Raw genomic sequence first — 22,979 nt, 5'->3', positions numbered from 1 at the left:
ACATAGTTTAGTCCTCCGTTAATGGTTTGAATCGACGAAGTTCGCTTAAACGATAGCCTGTGTAATTACCGAGTACTAGAATGACAGCCATAATAATAAGCTGCATGCCGATAAAGTTGAATGTTAAGTGACGAACAATCTCATTGGTCATTGCGATGTAAACTAAAACCGCCGTTAATAATGAACCACCACCTTGAATGAAGACTTCTTTTGCTCCTTCTTCTTCCCATAGAATTGACATACGCTCTACAGTCCACGATAGGATGATCATCGGGAAGAATGTAATTGTCAGGCCTTCAACTAAACCAATCTTAAAGGCAACAACGGTAAATACTGAAATAATCAATATGACCGAGATAATGACGGTCGATATTCGGGCGACGAGAAGTAAGTTGAGCTTAGAGAGGTAACTACGAATAATTAGACCCGTACCCACAATCAATAAGAAGCCGATAATACCGGTGATCAACTGCGTTTGTACAAATGCGACAGCAATCAATACTGGCATGAATGTACCTGATGTTTTTAGCCCGATGATAACGCGAAGGAAAACAACAATCAGCGCACCAATAGGCACAAGCATGATGGTTTTGAACATGGCTTGTTCTTCAACCGGCAGGGTATGAATCGAGAAGTTTAAGAGATCTTCTGCTTGTACTTTCTCTCTTGTTGCCTGCTGAGGGGTAATATCTTGTGCAATGATCGAGAAGCTAATGTGTGAGTTACGACCACCTACAACATCTAATAATGAATGACCTTGCTGATTCCATACAAGTACGTTATCTGGGCGACCTTCGTTACCGGTTAGCGGATCAAATAGCTCCCATTTTTCAGTGTTGGTATCCCATACTTCAACCATTGGATTGATACTTTGGCGGCGGCGACCGTCTTCAAGCTGAAGCCCACCCACCACACGGCTATGAATTTTCTCTAGAGATAGGACCCCTGTAATAGCTTCTTCACGGGTTAGATTATTGAGAAGCAAACCTGCATTCTGATTTTGTTTATCGTTAAATTGTTTAATCAATTCACGAGTCAAAGTAAGGTTGTCAGAAGAACGAGTGCGGGCTTGGTCAAGCAATGCTGTGGCGGCTGTTTGTTGCGGGTTATCTAAGCTAACCGTCATCGGCTCACCCTTGGGAGGGGTGTCTTTATAATTGGCCTGATCATCGATAAGCATCTGCGTTTTGTAATACAGAATTTGTTGCCCCATTGCTTCACGAATAGACCATTCAGCACGGCGACCTTTATCGGTATCAATTAACGCAACACCGTAACCGGGTGATGACGTGCTTTCATCGATTAATGTAAAACCTTGTTGTGTTTCAGGGGCCGCCATTGAGATTTTAACGGGATCACCAATCGCATCAAATTCAACCCGTGCTTCTACCTCCCAAACAGCACGTTCAGCACCTGGTGTCCATGGTACGCCATACACATCATGACGGTACATGCTTAGTGCAATGCCCGCAAAGACGAGCAATGAAACTATAAAGTAAAAAGGTATTCTTGACGTCATGACATCCTCATCATTTAATTATTAGTCTTTGATGCCGCTTCGGGCTGACTCTTTCCTTGGATAAATTGTTTGCCAACATCGACTAATGCAATGTCTTTAAAAAATTCACGACCGAGTAATACTGGGTAGGTCATTTGTGTTCTATCAGCCAATGTAAATTGTACTTTTTCATGTAATGACCCTAATTGGATCCATGCTTCGATAACGGGGCGTCTTGCTGCTTCATCTGATGTAGATTGGCGAACTTTAACCCAACGCACAACTTGCGCCTCAATGATTTCCGGCTTTTTGCTCGTTTCATCATTAAGGTGGCTTAAGTTAAAGCGAACCCATTCTTTACCATCACGCTCGAAAACTTGTAGATCTACGGCATTAAGTGACGATGTTGTTGCACCAGTATCAATACGGGCTTTAAAGTTCTGTTTAACTGAATCTAGCCAAATCCATTCTTCTTGACCTAAAACTGCTTTGCCATTAGCGACTTTAATATCAATAGGTTTAGCTTCTGCTGGGATCGTTATAACTTGTTTTTCTACAACCAGTTTAGGTTGAGTTAATACTTTATGCTTAACGAACTTCACATCTTTTGAAACTGATGATAATTCATTTTCTAAATTGGCAATATGTTCATTTTTCTCATTAATTTGCTGAGTCATTGTCTCAAGCTGAATGTTGACATTCTTTTCCATTGTATTAATGGCTATTAAGGTTTCTTCGTGATTTTTTGACTGCGTAAGTGTACAGCCTGAAAGCATAGCTAAAGTGAGTAGTGTAAAGCTGCGGCGAAGCATGGTCTCTCCCAGAAGAACTTCTATTTTTCTATAAGCGGCGACAGTTTAGCGTAAAAAAAGGGATGCGAAAAGCATCCCTTTGTCAGTGATTAGTCAGGATTCCGAGCAACTAAAACAGCGCGTTTAGGTGCAGGGTAACCTTCAATGGTTTTTGTAGGATCTTCTGGGTTTAAATATTCCGGCAGGGAATTATTCGTCATCCAATCTGTCGATCGTTGCTCATCGGTTGTTGTGATATTTTCGTCAACAATACGAACATCAACAAAGCCGCATTTTTCCATCCAGACTTTTAACGCTTTTGCTGATGGGAAAAAGTATACATTGTGCATTTGCGCGTAACGGCCTGTTGGCACTAATACTGCGTTTTCGTCACCTTCAATCACTAAGGTTTCTAGAACTACTTCACCATCTTTACGAAGTTGATTCTTTAGCTGAATAATATGATCTAATGGCGAACGGCGGTGATAAAGTACACCCATGCTGAAAACGGTATCGAATGCCTTTAACTCTGGTAGTTGTTCAATACCCAAAGGTAATAAAAACGCACGGTTATCATCACCCATAAGGCGACGTATTGCTTCGAATTGGATTAAGAATAGGTTAGATGGATCTATACCAACAGTTAATGCCGCCCCTTCACCTAACATACGCCACATGTGGTAACCGTTGCCACAGCCAACATCTAACACTGAACGACCTTTCAGCGGTGATATGTGTGGTAATACGCGATCCCACTTCCAATCTGAACGCCATTCAGTATCAATGTGAATACCGTGCATGTTGTACGGGCCTTTACGCCACGGGTGCAATAAACGTAACAAACTTTCTAAACGTTTTTGTTCGCCGTTAGCGACACCATCTTCATAACGAACACTCACTTCGTTTTTGATATCGATAATATCAGGTTTATCTGTTGGAAATTTTTTCAATGCTCGCATCCAGCGACCCATGTCGCCGTGCTCTGCTTCTTCCCAATCACTTAATTGCTTTGGCAAGGTATTTAGCCAAGGACGCAGGGTTTCGTGCTGGGCGATTAGCTTATAAAACTCAGAAAAACTAAACATAGTAAAAACAAAATACCTTATTTAATAGCGAACATAGAACCGAAATTAAAGCACTGGAACCATACTTCAGTACTACTGAAGCCAATCTCAGTTAAGCGTTTTTTATGCGTATCAATGCTATCGGGGCGCATCACGTTTTCGATCGCGCTGCGTTTTTGACTGATCTCTAGCTCGCTGTAACCGTTGGCTCGTTTAAAATCGTGGTGAAGATCAATGAGTAATTCGTGTGCTTGCTCATCGTCAAAAATATATTTTTCAGACAGGATTAAAATGCCACCAGGACGTAACCCTGCATAGATTTTTTCTAGTAGTATCTGACGATCTTCAGGCACTAGAAATTGCAAGGTGAAGTTCAAGACAACCACAGAAGCATCGGCAATATCGATATTGCGGATATCTGCTTCAATCACCTGTACGGGGGTATCAGAACGGTAAGCATCAATATGAAGTCGGCAACGTTCAACCATGGCAGCAGAATTATCAACCGCGATAATTTCGCAGCCTTCTTGCTGAATAGACCGACGCATAGACAGCGTGGCGGCACCTAAAGAACAACCCAAGTCGTATATCTTTGAGTGTGGTTTAGCAAAGCGCTCCGCTAACATACCAATAGCAGAAATGATATTGCTGTACCCGGGAACCGAGCGCTGAATCATATCTGGAAAAACTTCTGCTACTTTTTGATCGAAAGTAAAATCACCGAGTTTTTCAATTGGCGCAGCAAAAATATTGTCTTGGCCTGCCATTCTCACGAACCTCTTAATTGATAAAGAACATGGATCCTATTGTTCAACCCAAAGCGTGTTCCATCACCCCCTGAAAGGTCGCGTATTGTAGAGAAAATGAGGTCATTTGTCTTTAGAGAATTAATAATAAAACCATAAACAGCTTCTGTTCATTGTTCAATTTAACGGAAGAAATCGCTATTACTAGAGTAAAGTAATCTGAGGGCTTGCTTCTGGCTCGGGAGGAAGCGCGATATCAGGTAATGATAATGTGCTGTTCGCAATACGTTGTTGTAATTTTTGATACAAACGAATAGCTAATTCTGGGGCTAAAACATTGTCGGGTGTATGAATGAATAAATACGGTTGCTTCCCATCTGCTATCCATTTTGGTAATCGGGTTAACCAGTTATTGAAGAAAGGGTCGTTACTTAAATCTTCAGGGTGACCAATAAAGCGAATCATTGGCTGCGTAGCCGTTGCGATGGCATGCACTGGTACATGCGGTTTCTTTTGATGGGCGTCAATTACTGCTTCAGAAGTTGGAGGTGCGGCAAACACTGGGCGGCTATCCATAATAATACGGTTAGCTTGGTGTTCGATCAGCAATCCATTTAAGGCTTTTTCTGCTTCGCCTTTATTAAAGAAGGCGTAATGCCTCACTTCAACACCACAAGTAAGGTGTTTAGGGATTTTTTGTAGAAACTTTTTGAGTGTGGGTAATGCATCAGGACCAAAATTGGCAGGTAATTGGATTTTCCATAGCCCCACTTTATTTTCAAGAGGGGTCATAACGTTTAAGAAATCAGCTAGAAGTTGATCGCAATGCATTAACTGGCTTTGATGGGTAATAGTACTGGGCAATTTGAAGGTAAATCGAAAATCATTCGGTGTTGCATCATGCCATTTTTTGACTGTGGTAATAGCAGGTGTAGCATAAAAAGTTGTATTGCCTTCGACAGTATTAAATATTTCTGCGTATCGCGCTAAGCGATCACTATTTTTGCATCCCGAGCCATATAAATTCTTTTGCCATTGGTTATGAGACCACATGGCAAGCCCGAGAAAAAGAGGCCTATTGGTTGGAATCGTCATAACAAGCCTCCTTGATTGAGTGTTTTTTGAACGTTGATAAATTACGTATTAACGCTGTAAGTTCTTATTGTGAGTAGATAGTTTGCGTTAGGTCAACGTTATCTGCAAAGAAGTGAGTATTTTTCCTTGATTTAGTGGTCGGATTTTTCCTACATTGGTTTTTTTGCTTTATAATGTTTCGTCATTTTTGCATTCCGACCACACTTAACGTCCTAAATTGGATAAAGATTGAGCGGTTAGTGGTCGGGAATGAATCAGCCTGTGCAAGGTAAGTGATTAGCTTGCTGAAATCGCTCACAGGATATTAGTAAACAGATCAGGAATTTCTTATGCGCACCCAATATTGTGGTCACCTGAACAAGTCCTTTGAAGGACAAACAGTAGAATTATGCGGCTGGGTTAACCGTCGCCGTGATTTAGGCGGTCTAATCTTCATCGACATGCGAGATCGTGAAGGTATTGTTCAGGTAGTTGTCGACCCGGATATGAAAGATGTATTCGAACTGGCTAACCAACTGCGCAACGAATTCTGTATCCGTCTTATCGGTGAAGTACGCGTTCGTCCAGAAAGCCAAGTAAACAAAAAAATGGCAACCGGTGAAGTTGAAATCTTGGCAACAGGCCTTGAAATTATCAACCGCTCTGACGTGTTACCACTAGATTTTAATCAGAATAACTCTGAAGAACAACGTCTTAAGTTTCGCTACCTAGACCTACGTCGTCCTGAAATGAGCGACCGCATTAAACTACGTGCTAAAGCATCTAGCTTTGTTCGTCGTTTCCTAGACGAGAATGCATTCTTAGATATTGAAACACCAGTACTGACTAAAGCGACACCAGAAGGTGCTCGTGATTACTTAGTACCAAGTCGTGTACACAAAGGTAGCTTCTACGCATTGCCGCAATCACCGCAGCTATTTAAGCAGTTGTTGATGATGTCGGGTTTCGATCGTTACTACCAAATCGTTAAATGTTTCCGTGATGAAGATTTACGTGCTGATCGTCAGCCTGAATTCACACAGATCGATATCGAAACTTCTTTCATGAGCGCCGAGCAAGTGCGTGGAATGACAGAGAAGATGATCACTGAAATGTGGAAAGAGCTACTGAATGTCGATCTAGGCACGTTCCCAATCATGCCATTTGAAGAAGCGATGCGTCGTTTTGGTTCTGATAAGCCAGATCTACGTAACCCGCTTGAATTGGTAGACGTTGCTGACATCCTAAAAGATGTAGACTTCAAAGTATTCTCTGGCCCTGCTAACGACGAAAAAGGCCGCGTAGCGGTTATCCGTGTTCCTGGTGGCGCATCACTGTCGCGTAAGCAAATTGATGAATACACTAAGTTCGTGGGTATCTACGGCGCGAAAGGTCTTGCATGGATGAAAGTGAACGACCGTGAAGCTGGCTTTGCAGGTGTTCAATCTCCAGTCGCTAAATTCTTGAACGAAGAAGTGGTTGCAACCCTATTAGATCGTACCCAAGCACAAACGGGCGACATCATCCTATTCGGTGCTGACAGCAAGCGTGTTGTTACTGAAGCTATGGGTGCACTACGTCTTAAGCTGGGTGAAGATCTTGAATTGACTGACAAGTCAGCATGGAAACCGCTATGGGTTATCGACTTCCCGATGTTTGAAGAAGACGATGAAGGTAACCTACATGCAATGCACCACCCATTCACATCACCATTAGGTATTACGGCTGAAGAATTAGCTGTTAACCCTGCGGCTGCGAATTCAAACGCATACGATATGGTAATTAATGGTTATGAAGTGGGCGGCGGTTCTGTGCGTATACACAACGCAGAGATGCAATCAGCAGTATTCAGTATTTTAGGTATTGAAGAAGGTGAGCAGCAGTCTAAGTTTGGTTTCCTACTTGAAGCATTGAAGTACGGTACACCACCACACGCTGGTCTTGCGTTCGGTCTTGATCGTTTGGTTATGTTGTTATGTGGTACAGATAACATTCGTGATGTTATCGCATTCCCTAAAACAACAGCTGCATCTTGTTTGCTAACCAATGCACCAAGCCTAGCGAACCCAGAGTCGCTAAAAGAGCTTTCTATTGCTGTTGCGATTGCAAAAAAAGAAACAGATAAAGAAGAAAGTGCTGAATAAAGACTCTGTGCTTTAATTTATCACCGTAATCTATTTGGCCAGTGATTCCACTGGCCAATCTTCATCCTCGTGAAACCTCAAGCCAACAGGCTGACTAAAAATTCGGAGTATTCATGGCTGGTCATAGTAAATTTGCCAACATCAAACACCGTAAAGCTGCGCAAGATTCTAAACGTGGAAAAATTTTTACTAAATTGATTCGTGAGATTGTTGTTGCGACCAAAGACGGTGGCCCAGAAGCAGAAAATAATCCCCGTTTGCGTGCGGCAGTGGATAAAGCCTTATCCAACAATATGACCCGCGATACGATTAACCGTGCCGTTAAACGTGGCGCTGGTGGTGACGGAGAAGCAGATTTAGAAACGGTTATCTATGAAGGTTATGGTCCTGCAGGTACTGCTGTTATGGTTGAATGCATGACAGATAATCGTAATCGTACTGTTTCAGGTGTACGTAATGCTTTTAGTAAGTCAGGCGGTAACTTAGGCACTGATGGCAGTGTTAATTACCTGTTTGATAAGAAAGGCGTTATTTCTTATGCTGCAGGTCTTGATGAAGATGTAATGATGGAAGCAGCGTTAGAAAGCGGTGCAGAAGACATTGAAACTAATGATGATGGCTCTATTGATGTATACACAACACCATCAGATTTTGGTTCGGTAAAAGACGCATTAGATGCAGCAGGTTTTGACGCTGCGAATGCAGAAGTAACACTAGTGCCTTCTACGAAAGCCGATTTAGACTTAGAAACAGCACCTAAATTATTGCGCCTGATTGATGCGCTAGAAGATTTAGATGATGTTCAGGAAGTTTACCATAACGGTGAAATTACTGATGAAATTGCAGAACAACTGTAATGTTTGGTGTATTTATCGCTAATGCAGTGGCAAACAAATGACGATTATTTTAGGAATAGACCCTGGTTCTAGAATTACTGGTTACGGTGTTATTCGTCAGGTTGGTCGAAACCTTGAGTACCTTGGTAGCGGCTGTATTAGAACATCTGCTGAAGATATCCCTGGCCGATTAAAGCAAATCTATGCAGGTGTTTCTGAAGTGATCACTCAATTCCAACCCGATACCTTTGCGATTGAAGAAGTCTTCATGGGGAAGAATGCCAGCTCTGCGTTAAAACTGGGGCAAGCACGAGGCAGTGCTATTGTCGCAGCGGTCAATGCTGACTTACCTGTAAGTGAGTATGCTGCTCGTCTAATAAAGCAGGCGGTAGTTGGTACGGGAGCCGCAGATAAAGCCCAAGTTCAACATATGGTGTGTTCGGTGCTTAAATTGCCAGGTAAGCCACAAGCAGATGCTGCCGATGCATTAGCTGTTGCCATTTGTCATGCTCATACCCATAAAACATTAATTGCGATGTCTGGTAAAGCAAGCAGTGCCCGCCGTGGCCGTTATCGTTAAGTGATTAATATAAATCAAGAATAAATATTTTTTCACGTAGTGTTAGCCAGATCATAAAAGCAGCCATTGGCTGCTTTTTATTTTGTGGGTGTATTGTTAATTAGCATATATTGGTCAGAGGTCATACTAGTAACTAGTTTCATAACGCGTTAGTTACCTTATTAGGATGATTAAATAAATCGAATTATCGCAAGGAAAGCTTTTTTATGACTCCCATCTCAATATGGCGACATTTATTTTTGCCGCCTTCTCATCAATGGAATACAGAACAAGCTCGTTATGTCGATACGCTTGTATTTTTTACACTGCTTTCCTTTTTTGTTGGCATGTATAGCTTAATCAAATGGTATAAGCACGACCATTCATTGTTGATAATAACATCGCTGTTATTAATTGCTTGCGAAGTGTTTGCTGGCTTAATGCTAAGAGTATTCAAAACGCCTGAACTAGCGCTCAATCTTGGATTTGTTGGCATGGTCGTGCATGCATTCAATATCGTTTATCAAAGTGGTGGTATCGTCAACTCTACTCAATCTTTTTGGATGCCACTATTGCTGATCGCTTTTTTTCTTACAGCCAGGCCTTTGATGGCGGCATTGTGGAGTGTGTTCGTTATTGCGAGTTCAGCGTGGATGGTTAACGCCACCTTAAGTGGCTTTATATTTCCAGACCTAGTACTTACAGATAGTGCGCACATTGTTGAAACGTGGTCAGGTATTATATTACCGCTGGTGGTTATCGGTATAGCGCAAGCCTACACGGTGAAGCAACGACAAGCTGCACTTTCTGCATCTGAACAAGCTCAACAAACCAGTCAACAAATTGCTAGTAATGCTCAACAAGGTGAAAAAAAGCTATCTGTCGTATTAAATCAAGCTAATTTGAATGCTAGCCAGTTATCAGATGTTGCCAATCAATTGGAACAGCAATCAGGTGAGCTTCATCAGCAAGTTAATCACTTAAATATGAATTGTGAATCGCAGGCTAGCTCAGCTGAAGAAATGAGCCAGCAATTGATTCATATGACATCAGGTATTGATGAATCAGACCGATTTGTTACTGAGCTAAAACAACGTAGTCAATTGGTCGGTGAACAAGCGCAAAAAAGTGTCGAATCACTAGAAGCATCAACCAATGCAATCGAACGAATTTTAAGCAGTAATGCCGAAGTTGTTTCTGTTGCTGATTTGATCACAACGGTTGCTGATCAAACTAACTTGCTAGCATTGAATGCTGCGATTGAAGCTGCGCGAGCAGGAGATCATGGACGAGGCTTTGCTGTCGTAGCTTCACAGGTGCGAGAGTTATCTGCCAAAAGTAATGAATCGGCACTCGAAATTCGTACATTATTGGATAAAAGCCGAAAAGAAGTGCATCACGGTCAAACGGTTATTAAAGCAACAGCCCAAGAGTTGACGGCGATTATCGATCAGGTAAGTAGCATTTCTGGTGATGTAAATCAGCTAGCAGATATTATGAGCCACCAAGTTCATGCATTAAAAGAGTTAAATACGGCAAGCCATGAAGTAGCAACAGGGGTTGTTGAAACAAATAAAGTATCAGATTCCGTGGCGATACAAGGGGCGCAGTTAGCGCAACGTGTTGAAGCATTAAAAGGTTTAGCCGACAGCTTAAACGCAGTCGTATCTTCACCGAAAGTGAGTTGATTTTTTAATTCGTAAATAGAATGAATATCATCTTCGTTTTTCTACTCACCTAAAGACATAAAGTGCTGGATATCCATCCAGCACTTTACTATCCTAGAGCCAATTTCAACTCATACAGAGATAGTGCAGTGATTGGCCGACTTAGTGGAACAATTTTAGAGAAACAGCCACCAGAAGTATTAATAGATGTTGGTGGTATCGGTTATGAAGTTCAAATGCCAATGAGTTGTTTCTACGAGCTACCTGAGGTAGGTCAGGCTGCGGTTATTTGTACGCATTTTATTGTCCGTGAAGATGCACAATTACTGTATGGCTTTAATAAAAAAAGTGAACGAGAGCTTTTTCGTGAAGTTATAAAAGCCAATGGCGTTGGCCCGAAGCTTGGTTTAGCCATTCTTTCAGCAATGACGGCAAGTCAGTTTGTTTTGAGTGTTGAAAATGAAGATATTACGACATTGGTGAAAATTCCCGGTGTTGGCAAGAAAACAGCAGAGCGTTTAGTGATCGAAATGAGAGATCGCTTGAAGGGGTGGGGTGAAGGTGATCTATTCACACCAGCGTCAGATGCAGCAGCATCAAATGCAGAAGTACAACAATACTCGAGTGCGCGTGCTGAAGATGAAGCGGTAAGTGCACTTATTGCTTTAGGTTATAAAGCGCCGCAGGCAGCAAAAGTGGTATCTCAAGTAGTGAAGCCTGAGATGAGCAGTGAAAACATCATCCGTGAAGCATTACGTTCGATGGTATAAGGCTAAACAGGCAAACGCATTATGATTGAAGCTGATCGATTAATATCAAATAGTTTTGAAAGCCGCGATGACGAAGTCATTGATCGAGCAATTCGTCCTAAGTTATTGAATGACTATCAAGGGCAAGACCATGTTCGAGGTCAGATGGAAATTTTCATCAAAGCGGCTCAGCTTCGTGATGAAGCCCTCGATCATTTATTGATTTTTGGTCCTCCTGGCTTAGGCAAAACGACGTTAGCAAATATTGTTGCCAACGAGATGGGGGTCAGCATTCGCACTACCTCTGGACCGGTATTAGAAAAAGCGGGTGATTTAGCTGCGTTACTGACCAACCTTGAGCCAAATGATGTCCTATTTATTGATGAAATCCATCGGTTAAGCCCACATGTTGAAGAAGTACTATATCCAGCAATGGAAGATTATCAGTTAGATATCATGATTGGTGAAGGGCCTGCCGCACGCTCTATTAAAATTGATTTACCGCCCTTTACTCTAATTGGTGCGACAACGCGTGCGGGGTCTTTGACTTCACCGCTGCGCGACCGGTTTGGTATTACCCAGCGTCTAGAGTATTACAAAGTTGGCGATCTGAAAGATATTGTACAACGCAGTGCTGATTGTCTTGGTCTTTCTATGGAAGAAGAAGGCGCGCTAGAAATGGCTCATCGTGCTCGTGGTACACCCCGTATTGCTAACCGCTTATTACGTCGAGTACGTGACTATGCTGAAGTGGTGGGTAACGGCATTATATGCGCAGATACCGCAAAGAAAGCTTTAGATATGCTGGATGTTGATAGTAGCGGTTTTGATTACATGGATCGAAAACTGCTTTTAGCCATTATCGATAAATTCATGGGTGGGCCAGTAGGGTTAGATAACTTAGCTGCCGCGATCGGTGAAGAAAAAGATACGATTGAAGATGTATTAGAGCCCTACTTGATTCAACAAGGTTTCTTACAGCGAACACCGCGTGGACGTATTGCAACTCACCGTGCATATTTGCATTTTGGGCTTGATATACCAGAAGCTCGTTGAGGTAGCTTGGGTATATAAATGAGGCTAGTGAGCATTTCTCATTAATGACTAGCTTTGTTTTACATCACGCTGTATGAAAATTAAGCGCGGCTGGTTGATTTGAATTTTTTGTAAAAAAATCTTGATTTTCTTTACCCCAATCAGCACAAGGCTTTACCTTAGTTATCCACGGAAACTGTGGATAACTGTGTTGATGGACACTAGAAAAGTATCATTGATGTATAAAATGATTTTCAATGTAAGTTTTTATCGATATAAATAATACCGGATAAATACTTGTAATCAGTGCGATTGAAAAATAAGTATTGAGTTTGAGTAGATTATTAGAATAAATGGTCTACATTATTTTTATTATAAATAGAACTGTGAATTGATTTAAAGCAAAAAGAGGAAAAGCTGTGGATGGATTTCTTGTCAAAAAAATAAAAAATGAAACATCAATGTTTATTTTCAGCAGGAAGCTGAGTAAATGCGAGTATGAGAAACTCTGTGGGCGTGAATAATACGCCGATAAAAAATATCGGTCAATCTCTTACGACTATTATTTAGTTTTTTCCCTCTTATTTCCAATGTCACCATTAGCATTGACTTTACAATATCTCAACGCAAAATGGAGGCTTATTGTCTTGTTTTGGACGCGCTATTATGAGTAAAGTCTTCTCTCTATCTTCTGGTTTTTCACCAGCAGGTGATCAACCTACAGCGATTAATCAATTATTAGAGGGGCTTGATGCTGGGCTTGCTCATCAGACTTTATTGGGGGTTACAGGTTCAGGTAAAACGTTCACTATTGCGAATGTAATCGCAGAAGCTAATCGCCCTACGTTTATTATGGCTCCGAACAAAACGTTAGCAGCGCAACTCTATGGCGAAATGAAAGAGTTCTTTCCTGATAATGCTGTTGAATATTTTGTTTCTTATTATGATTATTATCAGCCTGAAGCGTATGTGCCGACAACTGATACTTTCATTGAAAAAGATGCCTCTGTAAACGCACATATTGAACAAATGCGACTATCCGCTACCAAGGCGTTATTAGAACGTCGTGACGTTATTATTATTGCTTCTGTATCTGCCATCTATGGTCTGGGTGATCCTGATTCCTACCTGAAGATGATGTTGCATGTGCGCCGTGGAGACATGTTAAATCAACGTGATATTCTCCGTCGTCTCGCTGAACTGCAATATACACGCAATGACGTTTCCTTTGAACGTGGGCATTTTCGTGTAAGAGGAGAAGTTATCGATGTTTTTCCTGCGGAATCAGAACATGATGCTATTCGTATTGAGTTATTTGATGATGAAGTTGAGTGTATCAGCGTATTTGACCCTTTAACTGGCGCTATACTCGAAAAAAATTTACCGCGCTGCACAATTTATCCAAAAACACACTATGTAACTCCCCGAGAAAAAATTCTGGAAGCTATTGAAAAAATTAAAGATGAGCTGGTTGTTCGACGCAAACAACTTATGGATAACAATAAGCTTGTAGAAGAGCAACGGATTTCACAGCGTACGCAGTTTGATATTGAAATGATGAACGAATTAGGCTTTTGCTCAGGCATCGAAAATTATTCTCGCTACTTAAGTGGCCGTGCGGAAGGTGAGCCGCCTCCAACGCTATTTGATTATTTACCGGCTGATGGTTTGCTCATTCTTGATGAATCTCATGTCACTGTCTCGCAAATTGGCGCCATGTATCGTGGTGATCGCTCTCGTAAAGAAAACCTAGTTGAATACGGATTTCGTTTACCGTCAGCCCTCGACAACCGTCCTATGAAGTTTGATGAGTTTGCATCATTAGCCCCACAAACTATTTATGTCTCAGCAACACCGGGTAAATATGAAATAGAGCAATCGGGTAATGATATTGCCGAACAGGTTGTTAGACCTACAGGTTTACTCGATCCTATTATTGAGGTGCGTCCGGTTGCAACACAAGTTGATGACCTTCTGTCTGAAATTCGGATCAGAGAAGCGAAAGGTGAGCGTGTATTAGTAACGACACTGACTAAGCGTATGTCTGAAGATTTAACCGAATACTTGGCAGAACATGGTGTCAAAGTACGTTATCTTCACTCTGACATCGATACTGTCGAACGCGTAGAGATTCTTCGTGATTTACGACTGGGTGAGTTTGATGTGTTGGTCGGTATCAACTTGCTACGAGAAGGGTTAGATATTCCTGAAGTATCTTTAGTTGCTATTCTTGATGCAGACAAAGAAGGTTTTTTACGTTCAGAAAGATCGTTGATTCAAACAATTGGCCGTGCAGCCCGTAACCTTGAAGGCCGCGCGATTCTCTATGGTGATAAGATTACCGGTTCAATGGAACGCGCAATCTCTGAAACTAATCGCCGCCGAGAAAAGCAAACTATCCATAATGAAAAGAATGGTATAACTCCGCAAGGATTGAACAAAAAAGTGGGTGATATTCTTGAACTGGGTAAACCAAGTTCTCGTTCTAGAATGAATAAGGCAGCGCAACTCAACCGCGTTGCTGAAAGTAAAGGCACTTATGTCAATCTGTCTCCTCAGCAGTTAGAAGTTGAAATACAGCGACTAGAAACAGAGATGTACGATTTAGCACAGAATTTAGAATTTGAAAAAGCAGCTGAAACTCGTGACAAAATACATACGTTACGCCAGCAATTTATCATGAACAGTTAATGATATACTCAAATTATCTCAAGGTGCTCATTTCAGCGAAAATTTGTTGGGCTCTAGGTAAGACGCCCATTTATAGACCTAGTGGTTCTACGTGGAAAATGAGCTATAACCCCTTTGCGTCGCGAGCAGGGACTAGGTTCTACTCGTGGCGACTCTCTTCTTTTACCAAATTCCAGGTAAAAAAAAACCAACCGTAATAGTTTCGGTTGGCATCATTGTTTTAGTGAATTCATTCCACAAACAACGTCAGTTGGCTAGGTTGACTCTACATTAAGAGTCATATTTATTAATGCATGTCTTATGCCAACTTTTTATTATGACTTTTTTTGCTATAAATACTGCATATAGCGATTAATTTGTCATAAATTATTGCTAACTATCTTAAGGTGTTCGCATTTTGCGAATCGTTTTGCGAATTATAATGCAACGAACGTAAGTTTTTGCAAAAATACAAAAATAGAGACTACATAAATTTATGTATTGATTACAATTAGTTCAGGGAAAGGTAGCGTGGAGTGGCAATGGAAAGCGGAATAAAACAAAGACAAGTCCTAATGGTCGAAGATACGGCATCGGTAGCGGCATTGTATAAATCTTATCTAAATCCATTAGGATTAAATGTCACGATTGTCGGAACAGGAAGAGATGCACTGAACTTCATGAAAGAGACTGTGCCTGAGCTTATCCTGTTAGACCTTCGTTTGCCTGATATGACAGGTATGGAAGTACTTGAATCTGTACGTCTTAACCATCAGAATTTACCTGTTGTTATTATGACCGCTCACGGATCCATTGATGTTGCGGTCGATGCGATGAGACACGGCGCCCAAGATTTTCTGATCAAACCCTGCGAAGCTGATCGTTTACGCATTACGGTGAATAATGCTTTAAAAGATAATAGTAAAAGTCAGCAATCATCTAAATCTAAACAAGGTGGAGCGCAATATCAGGGGTTCATTGGTAATAGTATACCGATGCAAGCTGTATATCGTGTTATCGAATCTGCAGCGTCGAGTAAGGCGACTGTTTTTGTTACGGGGGAAAGTGGTACGGGTAAAGAAGTGTGTGCTGAAGCGATTCACGCTGCTAGTCCGCGTAATGATAAACCGTTTATCGCATTAAATTGTGCCGCAATTCCTAAAGAACTCATTGAGAGTGAGTTGTTTGGTCATGTTAAAGGTGCATTTACAGGTGCATCGACAGAACGGCAAGGTGCTGTTGAAATGGCTCACAAAGGAACATTGTTTCTTGATGAACTGTGCGAAATGGATTTAGATTTGCAAAGCAAACTGCTACGTTTTATTCAAACAGGAACATATCAAAAAGTAGGTTCTTCTAAAACAAGCACTGTTGATGTGCGCTTTGTATGTGCTACAAATCGTAATCCGTGGATTGAAGTTCAAGAAGGGCGCTTTCGAGAAGATCTCTATTATCGCCTGCATGTTATTCCAATTGCATTACCCCCACTGCGTGATCGTAGTGACGATATGATAGAAATAGCACATGCATTATTAGCGTTAATGTCTGTAGAAGAAGGCAAAAACTTTAGTCGTTTTTCTTCAGACGTGATTGAATTGTTTAAGCTACATGCTTGGCCGGGCAATGTTCGTGAATTGCAAAACGTTATTCGTAATATTGTCGTTTTAAATTCTGGCGAAGAAGTGACACTTCAAATGGTTCCACCGCCAATTAGTGAGATATCTGGCGTTGAAATTGCATCCCCTCTAAGGATTGCTTCTGGAGTACAAAAAACTACGATTGTACAGAAAGATATCTTACACACCGAACCCATTGAACGGACTGCAATTGAGCCGCTTTGGGTTGTCGAAAAACGCGCAATACAAACTGCTATTGATGCGTGTGATGGTAATGTTCCTCGTGCTGCAGGTTTGCTAGAAGTTAGCCCATCAACAATTTATAGAAAATTACAAGCCTGGCAAGATGCTGTAGGTAGTAATAGGGAGATCGATTAATTATGGCTATTAATATTAACCAAGAAACAATAAAGCGCCTAGCTGATGAAGTGGGTGACGAAACCGTTTCGATCTTGTTCAATGTATTTAGTGATGAACTAGAGCAATATTTACGTCAATTATCCGATCAACCAACGGTAGCCCAAATTGGTGATATTAGTCATGCTGTAAAGAGCAGTGCTGCTAGCTTTGGTGCAGATGATCTCGCTCTAATGGCTCAAGAATGTGAGTCGAGAGTGAAGCAAGAGCAAGATCATTGGGTAGTCGACCGTCTGCCTGAATTTAGGACGATGGTTGAAGAGACTGCGCATAGATATAAGCAGTTAGCCAGCAATAATGATTTTGTCAATAGCATGCTTTAACTTTTCTCTATCATGACGCCACTCATGATTATTAGATGCTAAGTCTTCGATTAGTTGCTCGTATCGGGGGGCGAGCTCAGGTATCGGCTTATCAGTAATGACAGCATCAATATACTTGCCGTTCATTGCTCGCTCACACCAATGCAGCATTGTCGTTAATGACATTTGCCCTGCAGGCCCATTTTCTAGATCTAAATTCGAGATGAAAACAATTTTGGCATTAGATTCTTTTAATGCTCCTGCAATTTCTTTCAATAGTAGTGGTGGCATAATGCTGGTTAAAAAGCTGCCGGGACCTAGTAAAACAATATCGGCCTCATGAATAGCCGTTACTGCTTCTTTTGTCGCTGGTACTGATGGCTCAACATACAGACGTTGTGGAACGTCTGGCAGTTCGTCGATACTGGTTTCGCCACAAATGATTTCACCCGTTAGCGTCAAAGCAGATAAATCGGCAGGATGCTCAGACATGGGGATAATTTGTGTTTCAACTTTGAGCATATCGCGAATAAGGTTTATTGCTTCTAGAGGGCGCACCGATAGGTTATCGAGTGCCGTAAGCATTAAATTGCCTAAGTTGTGGCCATTTAACTCACCATTACCCCGAAATCTGTATTCAAAGATCATTGAGCCGACAGAAGGCTCTGTAATCAATTGGTTGATACAATTTCTCATATCTCCCCATGCAATTCCGCCTTGGCAAGCACGAATTCGCCCAGTAGAGCCACCATTGTCTGTGGTTGTAACTATCCCAGTAACCTGAGAGCCGTAATCAGACAACGAAGAAAGTATACGACCTAAACCATGACCACCGCCAATAGCGACGATTTTTGTTTTTATTTTATTTTGCGTGTTTGTCATGTTCAATTTGCAAGCTTTCGTGATCTGTATTTACCCGTGAGTGTATACAAGGCTGCAATATGAATACAAGACTTGGATTTTAATATGCTGCTTGTATCACGCTTAGTAAGCATTATTGTGTGAAGCTTGAGCGAGTAAAAATGCTTTAAATTAATAAGACGAAATACACAACATATTGGAATATTTTCATCTGGCATCAAGCTAATGTGATTCAAGCATCATACTCATAAGATAATCACAGGTATCGAGACAGTTTGGTGTGTTGAGTAGTAGCTGCTTTTCACTCGCGGGTACAGGTAAAATCTCTAACCAACGTTGGCATAACCAACTCAGATTATGAAATTCTTTAGTTCTATGTAAATTATCTAATTCAGGGTATTTATCAAACATGATTTGTAATTTATCAGCCAATAATTGTTGATTATTATGTGCCTTCATTTCAGACCATTGTGGCAATGTCTGATATTCACCAAAGAAAACACCATTATCGTTTTGCTCTAATGACTTGATACGGAAGCTTTCGTGTCCATAAACCGTAACGATTAATGCACCATCTTTTTTAGATGTATCAAAATCTTCAACTGTTACACGTGTTCCTATATGAAAAAACTGGTGATTATCCTCACCTCGGTCGAACATACAAACGCCAAATCCATTTGTAGATGTGACAGCAACTTTAAATGCTTCAGTTTGTGGTCCTGGAGCTATTCTTATTGGCATTCTACCTGTTGGTAGAACATGACGTTTTTGAAAAAGTAGCGGTAGTAAATTCGTCATTGTCGGCTCCATTTACAAATGTTGTTGTCTGATAAAGTAGACATTGCAAATGTGATGCCGATATTTCAACACCGCTATTTTTGTCGTTTTATACCTTGCTGCATGAAAGGTAGTGTGCGTTTTTTTGCATATTGCAAACAGTTTGTTCACCCAAGCTGCAAAATGCAAAGCACTTTACTTTTGATTAGCAATAATACGAAGCGCATTGTCACTGGGTAGCAGTTCTAAATGCCCTTGGTCATTAAAATACCAGCCTTTGATAATTCCTTTGCTCGCCATGTCGTTGAAGCCATCAATAACACTTTGTGCCTGTTGATAGGATGCTTTTACATCTATGCCATCTTCACGCTGCAGATAGAGCGCTATATCGTCAATGGTCGCAGATTCAATAATATTGGACATAATACCCCCAGAATTAGTAAGAAATATAAAGAATATTCCCTTTAGTAGTATTGTCGCGATCCGCGCCAAAAGGTAGAATACAGCAATATTTTTTCAGTAATTTGTCAATAAGGCATTTTATCTGATACTTTTATTATTAGATTAGCTGTTATGTAAATTGCTTCCTAGTGAATCAGCTTGCATAGCTGCCATAACTCCGAGCTTTGGTCACTACGTTTTCTGTTTTTCTTAAATCAGAATATATGTGTTCAGAGCCAGTGACATACTGTCACCAGGGTCAATTTAGAAATGAATCGGCCTCCCGTATTTGGAAAGGTGTTCCATGGCGCAACAATTAGATAATGATCTTCAATTTGAAGATCGCTTTCATCGTAAGTTTTATTACTTACGACTATCAGTCACAGATGTCTGTAATTTTAAATGTACTTACTGCCTGCCTGATGGCTATAAGCCGACAGAAAAAAAGAAACCTTCTTTTCTTACATTGGATGAAATTGAGCGCGTAACAAGGGCTTTTGCTGAATGTGGAACGTCAAAAGTACGTATCACTGGGGGCGAACCTAGTTTACGTCGTGACTATACGGATATTATCCGTACTGTAGCAGCTCAGCCCGGTATAACTAAAGTGGCTACCACCACGAACGGTTATCGTATGGAAAAGAATGTCAAAGAGTGGCGTGAGGCTGGCCTTACTCATATAAATGTGAGTGTGGATAGCCTAGATCCTAAGATGTTTTATCAAATCACCGGCGAAAATATGTTTCATAAGGTGATGTCTGGGATCGATGCGGCATTTGACGCGGGTTTCGAACAAGTCAAAATTAATACGGTATTGCTTAAAAATCAGAATTCACAAGAGCTACCTAAGTTTCTAGCATGGATTAAAACGAGACCTATTCAGTTACGTTTTATTGAATTGATGCAGACTGGCGAAATGGATTCGTTATTCAAAAATTATCATGTTTCTGGTGTAAGCATTCGTAATCATCTTATTGCTAATGGTTGGCTCTTAAAGATCAACGGCAAAAATGATGGCCCAGCACAAGTTTTTTGTCATCCCGATTATATGGGTGAGATTGGACTTATCATGCCTTATGAAAAAGATTTCTGTCAAAGTTGTAACCGCTTACGCGTTTCAGCGAAAGGCAAACTTCACCTATGCCTATTTGGTGATCACGGAGTAGAACTTCGTGATTTACTGTCGGCAGATGAACAACGTACAGAGCTCATCAGTCGTATTCGAGGTGGATTAAAGGAAAAATCCGTTAGCCATTTCCTTGATGCCGGCAATACTGGTATGACACCTAACCTTGCTTCAATCGGCGGTTGATTCTTCAGCTTATTTAGTAAGGTGTTAGTTGTATAACACCTTATTGTACATTTGAATCGCGAAGTACGAAGCCTTACTTATGAACACATTTAGGCATGCTTGGTCATTTTTCATGCCTCTTCATGGACAAAATATAGATGAATCAACTAACTCACATTAATGCTTCTGGTGAAGCAAACATGGTCGATGTGTCAGCTAAAGCTGAAACAGTACGTGAAGCACGTGCTGAAGCATTTGTACATATGGCACCAGAAACCCTAGAATTGATTGTATCGGGTCATAATCGCAAAGGTGATGTATTTGCAACAGCGCGTATTGCAGGTATTCAAGCGGCTAAAAAGACGTGGGATCTAATACCGCTTTGCCATCCTCTTTTGTTATCAAAAGTGGAAGTACAGCTTGAAGCAATGCCTGCCACAAATGAAAATGAAACCAATATGGTACGCATTGAATCGTGTTGTAAACTGGCAGGTAAAACGGGCGTTGAAATGGAAGCATTAACAGCGGCCTCAGTAGCGGCATTAACCATTTATGATATGTGTAAAGCTGTTCAAAAAGATATGGTGATTAGCCAAGTTCGTTTGCTCGAGAAGACGGGTGGAAAATCAGGTCATTTTAAGGTAGAAGCATGATTAATGTACTTTTCTTTGCCCAAGTTAAAGAGTTAGTCGGTGTTGATCGTTTAGAGGTTAATGCTGAGTATGCAACGGCAGAGATGCTGCGTGCACATTTGACGGAACGTGGCGATAAGTGGCAACTGGCACTTGAATCGGGTAAATTATTGGTTGCGGTTAATCAAACGATTTGTCATTTAGATACTGAAATTAAAGATGGTGATGAAGTTGCGTTTTTTCCGCCAGTGACGGGAGGTTAGATATGATTTCGGTTCAGTTTGATGATTTTTCTGTTGCTGAAGAATATGCGCTTTTATCGGAAGGAACAGATGCCGGTGCCGTGGTAACCTTTATTGGTAAAGTTCGTGACTTTAATCAAGGTGATGACGTAACAGGACTGTCACTTGAACATTACCCAGGTATGACAGAGAAGTCGTTAGAAGAAATCGTCGTACAAGCTCGCGAGCGTTGGCCATTATTAAAAACCCGTGTGATTCACCGCGTTGGAGACTTGGGGTTAGGCGATCAGATTGTATTTGTCGGTGTAACAAGTGCACACCGTGGTGCAGCATTTGAAGCGTGTGAATTCATCATGGATTTTCTTAAAACCCGAGCGCCTTTTTGGAAAAAAGAGCAAACGAGCAACGAAACGCGTTGGGTCGATGCTAGAGATACCGACACTTCTGCTGCTGATCGTTGGCAGAACAAATAACCTAATACGGATTGTTAGGCAGGTTAAAAAAAAGGAGCTTATAGCTCCTTTTTTAATGGCTGAAACAATGACGTGAAAGGTTCATACCAATTCCATTAACTCTCGCTGGATTTGAACAGATAATTAATGGATTTGGTATAATCACATTACTTCCGCTGCATGAAACCACATTTCCTCCACTTTCTCTATTGTAGTGTACTGATTGAATATTCCTCTTTGTAATTTAAATCAATAACAAATTGGCTACCTGCTAACTGCGTTATTTTAGAGCAACACAAGAGGTATGTAACAATTAAATAACAATGCCCTGAATAATCTTTCTCGAATATTCAGGTGTTGTTTCAAAAAAAGCTGTGCTATGTTGAACTTACTGGCATATTTAACCATTATTAATGAATGGTTATTGCGTTGTTGAGTTGGTTTCATGCAGTTATCACAGATAGCTATGGTAAAAATATGAACACAAGCAATCATAGGAGTGGGATTATGATCAGGAGCGATCGTTTACTTTATGAAATTGAACCTGAAGGTTTTGGTGGGCGTCACTGTGAATCATGGGAATTATGGCGCGCTCGCGCTCACATGATGTTACCTAGCTTTCCAGATGAGGTGCTAGAGCAGTGGCTGTACCGCCATTGGAAAGCGGTGTTATGTAACTGGGGATGGCTTGATTTTCAAGCAATGCAGTTCACAAAACAAACGTGGACTAGTGAACAAATTATAAACAGCGTAAAAACACCTCATGATGATGTTGTTGATAAACTTACACGTCGAATGAACAACGAAATATTTCAACGTAGTTGGTTAGTTCGAAATATGACTGAACAAGGCACGTGGCCTGTGGCACCTATTGTTCTTCATTACGAGCGAGATTTACATGCGACAAATGGACGAGTACTAAAAGCGCCATTTAATTTACTTGAAGGGCATCATCGGCTTGGTTATTTAAAGGGATTAATTGAACAAGGTGAATTTACTCGTGATACTCATGAGATTTGGGTAGCTAAAATTTCGGTACATTAATTCACGTGTATTGTCTCGTATCTAAAATATGTTGACGATTTTCAATGAAAGGCAGCCGCTAATGGCTGCCT

Annotated in this window: 22 protein-coding genes and 1 riboswitch; of the genes, 14 read left to right on the top strand and 8 right to left on the bottom strand. The window is 41.0% G+C overall.

What is annotated here, in order from left to right:
• Nucleotides 1-7: 7 nt before the first annotated feature.
• The 5 genes from C9J48_RS02850 to C9J48_RS02830 form a co-directional block, all read right to left on the bottom strand.
• Nucleotides 8-1,519 (bottom strand): inactive transglutaminase family protein, encoded by a 1,512-nt coding sequence (locus C9J48_RS02850; protein WP_006231174.1) that lies wholly within the window; start codon nucleotides 1,517-1,519, stop codon nucleotides 8-10.
• Nucleotides 1,520-1,533: 14 nt separating this feature from the next.
• The gene (locus C9J48_RS02845; protein ID WP_006231175.1) at nucleotides 1,534-2,310 is read right to left on the bottom strand and encodes an ATP-dependent zinc protease family protein; all 777 of its coding nucleotides are present in this window, start codon (nucleotides 2,308-2,310) and stop codon (nucleotides 1,534-1,536) included.
• Nucleotides 2,311-2,399: 89 nt separating this feature from the next.
• Nucleotides 2,400-3,374, bottom strand: a complete 975-nt coding sequence (gene cmoB / locus C9J48_RS02840) for a tRNA 5-methoxyuridine(34)/uridine 5-oxyacetic acid(34) synthase CmoB (RefSeq protein WP_006231176.1) — start codon at nucleotides 3,372-3,374, stop codon at nucleotides 2,400-2,402.
• Nucleotides 3,375-3,391: 17 nt separating this feature from the next.
• Nucleotides 3,392-4,120, bottom strand: coding sequence for a carboxy-S-adenosyl-L-methionine synthase CmoA (cmoA, locus tag C9J48_RS02835; RefSeq protein WP_006231177.1), 729 nt, complete (start codon nucleotides 4,118-4,120; stop codon nucleotides 3,392-3,394).
• A gap of 183 nt (nucleotides 4,121-4,303) precedes the next feature.
• Entirely contained in the window at nucleotides 4,304-5,194 is an 891-nt protein-coding gene (locus C9J48_RS02830; protein ID WP_006231178.1) for a DUF72 domain-containing protein, read from the bottom strand.
• A 329-nt stretch (nucleotides 5,195-5,523) separates the two neighbouring features.
• On the opposite strand from C9J48_RS02830, the gene aspS reads away from it, so the two are divergent.
• The 9 genes from aspS (at nucleotide 5,524) to C9J48_RS02785 (ending at nucleotide 17,189) form a co-directional block, all read left to right on the top strand.
• Nucleotides 5,524-7,317, top strand: a complete 1,794-nt coding sequence (gene aspS, locus C9J48_RS02825) for an aspartate--tRNA ligase (protein ID WP_006231179.1) — start codon at nucleotides 5,524-5,526, stop codon at nucleotides 7,315-7,317.
• 113 nt (nucleotides 7,318-7,430) lie between these two features.
• Entirely contained in the window at nucleotides 7,431-8,174 is a 744-nt protein-coding gene (locus C9J48_RS02820; RefSeq protein WP_006231180.1) for a YebC/PmpR family DNA-binding transcriptional regulator, read from the top strand.
• 37 nt (nucleotides 8,175-8,211) lie between these two features.
• Entirely contained in the window at nucleotides 8,212-8,733 is a 522-nt protein-coding gene (ruvC, locus tag C9J48_RS02815) for a crossover junction endodeoxyribonuclease RuvC (protein WP_006231181.1), read from the top strand.
• Nucleotides 8,734-8,939: 206 nt separating this feature from the next.
• Nucleotides 8,940-10,400: a methyl-accepting chemotaxis protein gene (locus C9J48_RS02810; protein WP_006231182.1), complete on the top strand. Its 1,461-nt coding sequence runs from the start codon at nucleotides 8,940-8,942 to the stop codon at nucleotides 10,398-10,400.
• A 128-nt stretch (nucleotides 10,401-10,528) separates the two neighbouring features.
• Complete coding sequence (gene ruvA, locus C9J48_RS02805) at nucleotides 10,529-11,149, top strand: Holliday junction branch migration protein RuvA (RefSeq protein ID WP_006231183.1); 621 nt, start codon at nucleotides 10,529-10,531, stop codon at nucleotides 11,147-11,149.
• A 21-nt stretch (nucleotides 11,150-11,170) separates the two neighbouring features.
• Nucleotides 11,171-12,184, top strand: coding sequence for a Holliday junction branch migration DNA helicase RuvB (gene ruvB / locus C9J48_RS02800; RefSeq protein ID WP_006231184.1), 1,014 nt, complete (start codon nucleotides 11,171-11,173; stop codon nucleotides 12,182-12,184).
• A 645-nt stretch (nucleotides 12,185-12,829) separates the two neighbouring features.
• Complete coding sequence (gene uvrB, locus C9J48_RS02795) at nucleotides 12,830-14,854, top strand: excinuclease ABC subunit UvrB (RefSeq protein WP_006231185.1); 2,025 nt, start codon at nucleotides 12,830-12,832, stop codon at nucleotides 14,852-14,854.
• A gap of 521 nt (nucleotides 14,855-15,375) precedes the next feature.
• On the top strand, nucleotides 15,376-16,827 hold the full coding sequence (gene luxO, locus C9J48_RS02790) for a quorum-sensing sigma-54 dependent transcriptional regulator LuxO (RefSeq protein ID WP_181320793.1): 1,452 nt from the start codon (nucleotides 15,376-15,378) through the stop codon (nucleotides 16,825-16,827).
• A gap of 2 nt (nucleotides 16,828-16,829) precedes the next feature.
• On the top strand, nucleotides 16,830-17,189 hold the full coding sequence (locus C9J48_RS02785) for an Hpt domain-containing protein (RefSeq protein ID WP_006231187.1): 360 nt from the start codon (nucleotides 16,830-16,832) through the stop codon (nucleotides 17,187-17,189).
• On the opposite strand, the gene yvcK is transcribed toward C9J48_RS02785, so the two are convergent.
• From yvcK to C9J48_RS02770, 3 genes are all read right to left on the bottom strand, one after another.
• Nucleotides 17,151-18,050, bottom strand: a complete 900-nt coding sequence (gene yvcK / locus C9J48_RS02780) for a uridine diphosphate-N-acetylglucosamine-binding protein YvcK (protein ID WP_006231188.1) — start codon at nucleotides 18,048-18,050, stop codon at nucleotides 17,151-17,153. The genes C9J48_RS02785 and yvcK overlap by 39 nt on opposite strands.
• Before the next feature lie 201 nt (nucleotides 18,051-18,251).
• Nucleotides 18,252-18,827 (bottom strand): LON peptidase substrate-binding domain-containing protein, encoded by a 576-nt coding sequence (locus tag C9J48_RS02775; protein ID WP_006231189.1) that lies wholly within the window; start codon nucleotides 18,825-18,827, stop codon nucleotides 18,252-18,254.
• Between the two features lie 174 nt (nucleotides 18,828-19,001).
• Nucleotides 19,002-19,229 carry a hypothetical protein gene (locus tag C9J48_RS02770; RefSeq protein WP_006231190.1) on the bottom strand — a complete coding sequence of 76 codons (228 nt, stop codon included), beginning with the start codon at nucleotides 19,227-19,229 and terminating at the stop codon, nucleotides 19,002-19,004.
• A gap of 182 nt (nucleotides 19,230-19,411) precedes the next feature.
• Nucleotides 19,412-19,564, top strand: a riboswitch (molybdenum cofactor riboswitch).
• Between C9J48_RS02770 and moaA the strand changes: the two genes are divergently transcribed.
• The 5 genes from moaA to C9J48_RS02745 all read left to right on the top strand — a co-directional run bounded on the left by moaA (nucleotide 19,552) and on the right by C9J48_RS02745 (nucleotide 22,908).
• On the top strand, nucleotides 19,552-20,559 hold the full coding sequence (gene moaA / locus C9J48_RS02765; RefSeq protein WP_006231191.1) for a GTP 3',8-cyclase MoaA: 1,008 nt from the start codon (nucleotides 19,552-19,554) through the stop codon (nucleotides 20,557-20,559). (Overlaps the previous riboswitch by 13 nt.)
• A gap of 137 nt (nucleotides 20,560-20,696) precedes the next feature.
• Nucleotides 20,697-21,191 carry a cyclic pyranopterin monophosphate synthase MoaC gene (moaC, locus tag C9J48_RS02760; RefSeq protein ID WP_006231192.1) on the top strand — a complete coding sequence of 165 codons (495 nt, stop codon included), beginning with the start codon at nucleotides 20,697-20,699 and terminating at the stop codon, nucleotides 21,189-21,191.
• Nucleotides 21,188-21,433, top strand: coding sequence for a molybdopterin synthase sulfur carrier subunit (gene moaD, locus C9J48_RS02755; protein WP_006231193.1), 246 nt, complete (start codon nucleotides 21,188-21,190; stop codon nucleotides 21,431-21,433). Before moaC ends, moaD begins: the two co-directional genes overlap by 4 nt.
• A gap of 2 nt (nucleotides 21,434-21,435) precedes the next feature.
• Complete coding sequence (gene moaE / locus C9J48_RS02750) at nucleotides 21,436-21,885, top strand: molybdopterin synthase catalytic subunit MoaE (protein WP_006231194.1); 450 nt, start codon at nucleotides 21,436-21,438, stop codon at nucleotides 21,883-21,885.
• Between the two features lie 486 nt (nucleotides 21,886-22,371).
• The gene (locus C9J48_RS02745) at nucleotides 22,372-22,908 is read left to right on the top strand and encodes a hypothetical protein (protein WP_006231195.1); all 537 of its coding nucleotides are present in this window, start codon (nucleotides 22,372-22,374) and stop codon (nucleotides 22,906-22,908) included.
• Nucleotides 22,909-22,979 lie beyond the last annotated feature (71 nt).

It is taken from the genome of Photobacterium profundum (assembly GCF_003026285.1).
GTDB classification, from domain to species: domain Bacteria; phylum Pseudomonadota; class Gammaproteobacteria; order Enterobacterales; family Vibrionaceae; genus Photobacterium; species Photobacterium profundum.
The sequence above is the reverse complement of the archived record's forward strand: the minus strand, read 5'-3'. Positions and strand labels throughout refer to the sequence as shown.

Excerpts from the sequence above, each read along its gene's own strand:
- C9J48_RS02850 (WP_006231174.1), bottom strand. The coding sequence starts at position 1,519 with ATGACGTCAAGAATACCTTTTTACTTTATAGTTTCATTGCTCGTCTTT.
- C9J48_RS02845 (WP_006231175.1), bottom strand. The coding sequence starts at position 2,310 with ATGCTTCGCCGCAGCTTTACACTACTCACTTTAGCTATGCTTTCAGGC.
- cmoB (WP_006231176.1), bottom strand. The coding sequence starts at position 3,374 with ATGTTTAGTTTTTCTGAGTTTTATAAGCTAATCGCCCAGCACGAAACC.
- cmoA (WP_006231177.1), bottom strand. The coding sequence starts at position 4,120 with ATGGCAGGCCAAGACAATATTTTTGCTGCGCCAATTGAAAAACTCGGT.
- C9J48_RS02830 (WP_006231178.1), bottom strand. The coding sequence starts at position 5,194 with ATGACGATTCCAACCAATAGGCCTCTTTTTCTCGGGCTTGCCATGTGG.
- aspS (WP_006231179.1), top strand. The coding sequence starts at position 5,524 with ATGCGCACCCAATATTGTGGTCACCTGAACAAGTCCTTTGAAGGACAA.
- C9J48_RS02820 (WP_006231180.1), top strand. The coding sequence starts at position 7,431 with ATGGCTGGTCATAGTAAATTTGCCAACATCAAACACCGTAAAGCTGCG.
- ruvC (WP_006231181.1), top strand. The coding sequence starts at position 8,212 with ATGACGATTATTTTAGGAATAGACCCTGGTTCTAGAATTACTGGTTAC.
- C9J48_RS02810 (WP_006231182.1), top strand. The coding sequence starts at position 8,940 with ATGACTCCCATCTCAATATGGCGACATTTATTTTTGCCGCCTTCTCAT.
- ruvB (WP_006231184.1), top strand. The coding sequence starts at position 11,171 with ATGATTGAAGCTGATCGATTAATATCAAATAGTTTTGAAAGCCGCGAT.
- uvrB (WP_006231185.1), top strand. The coding sequence starts at position 12,830 with ATGAGTAAAGTCTTCTCTCTATCTTCTGGTTTTTCACCAGCAGGTGAT.
- luxO (WP_181320793.1), top strand. The coding sequence starts at position 15,376 with ATGGAAAGCGGAATAAAACAAAGACAAGTCCTAATGGTCGAAGATACG.
- C9J48_RS02785 (WP_006231187.1), top strand. The coding sequence starts at position 16,830 with ATGGCTATTAATATTAACCAAGAAACAATAAAGCGCCTAGCTGATGAA.
- yvcK (WP_006231188.1), bottom strand. The coding sequence starts at position 18,050 with ATGACAAACACGCAAAATAAAATAAAAACAAAAATCGTCGCTATTGGC.
- C9J48_RS02775 (WP_006231189.1), bottom strand. The coding sequence starts at position 18,827 with ATGACGAATTTACTACCGCTACTTTTTCAAAAACGTCATGTTCTACCA.
- C9J48_RS02770 (WP_006231190.1), bottom strand. The coding sequence starts at position 19,229 with ATGTCCAATATTATTGAATCTGCGACCATTGACGATATAGCGCTCTAT.
- moaA (WP_006231191.1), top strand. The coding sequence starts at position 19,552 with ATGGCGCAACAATTAGATAATGATCTTCAATTTGAAGATCGCTTTCAT.
- moaC (WP_006231192.1), top strand. The coding sequence starts at position 20,697 with ATGAATCAACTAACTCACATTAATGCTTCTGGTGAAGCAAACATGGTC.
- moaD (WP_006231193.1), top strand. The coding sequence starts at position 21,188 with ATGATTAATGTACTTTTCTTTGCCCAAGTTAAAGAGTTAGTCGGTGTT.
- moaE (WP_006231194.1), top strand. The coding sequence starts at position 21,436 with ATGATTTCGGTTCAGTTTGATGATTTTTCTGTTGCTGAAGAATATGCG.
- C9J48_RS02745 (WP_006231195.1), top strand. The coding sequence starts at position 22,372 with ATGATCAGGAGCGATCGTTTACTTTATGAAATTGAACCTGAAGGTTTT.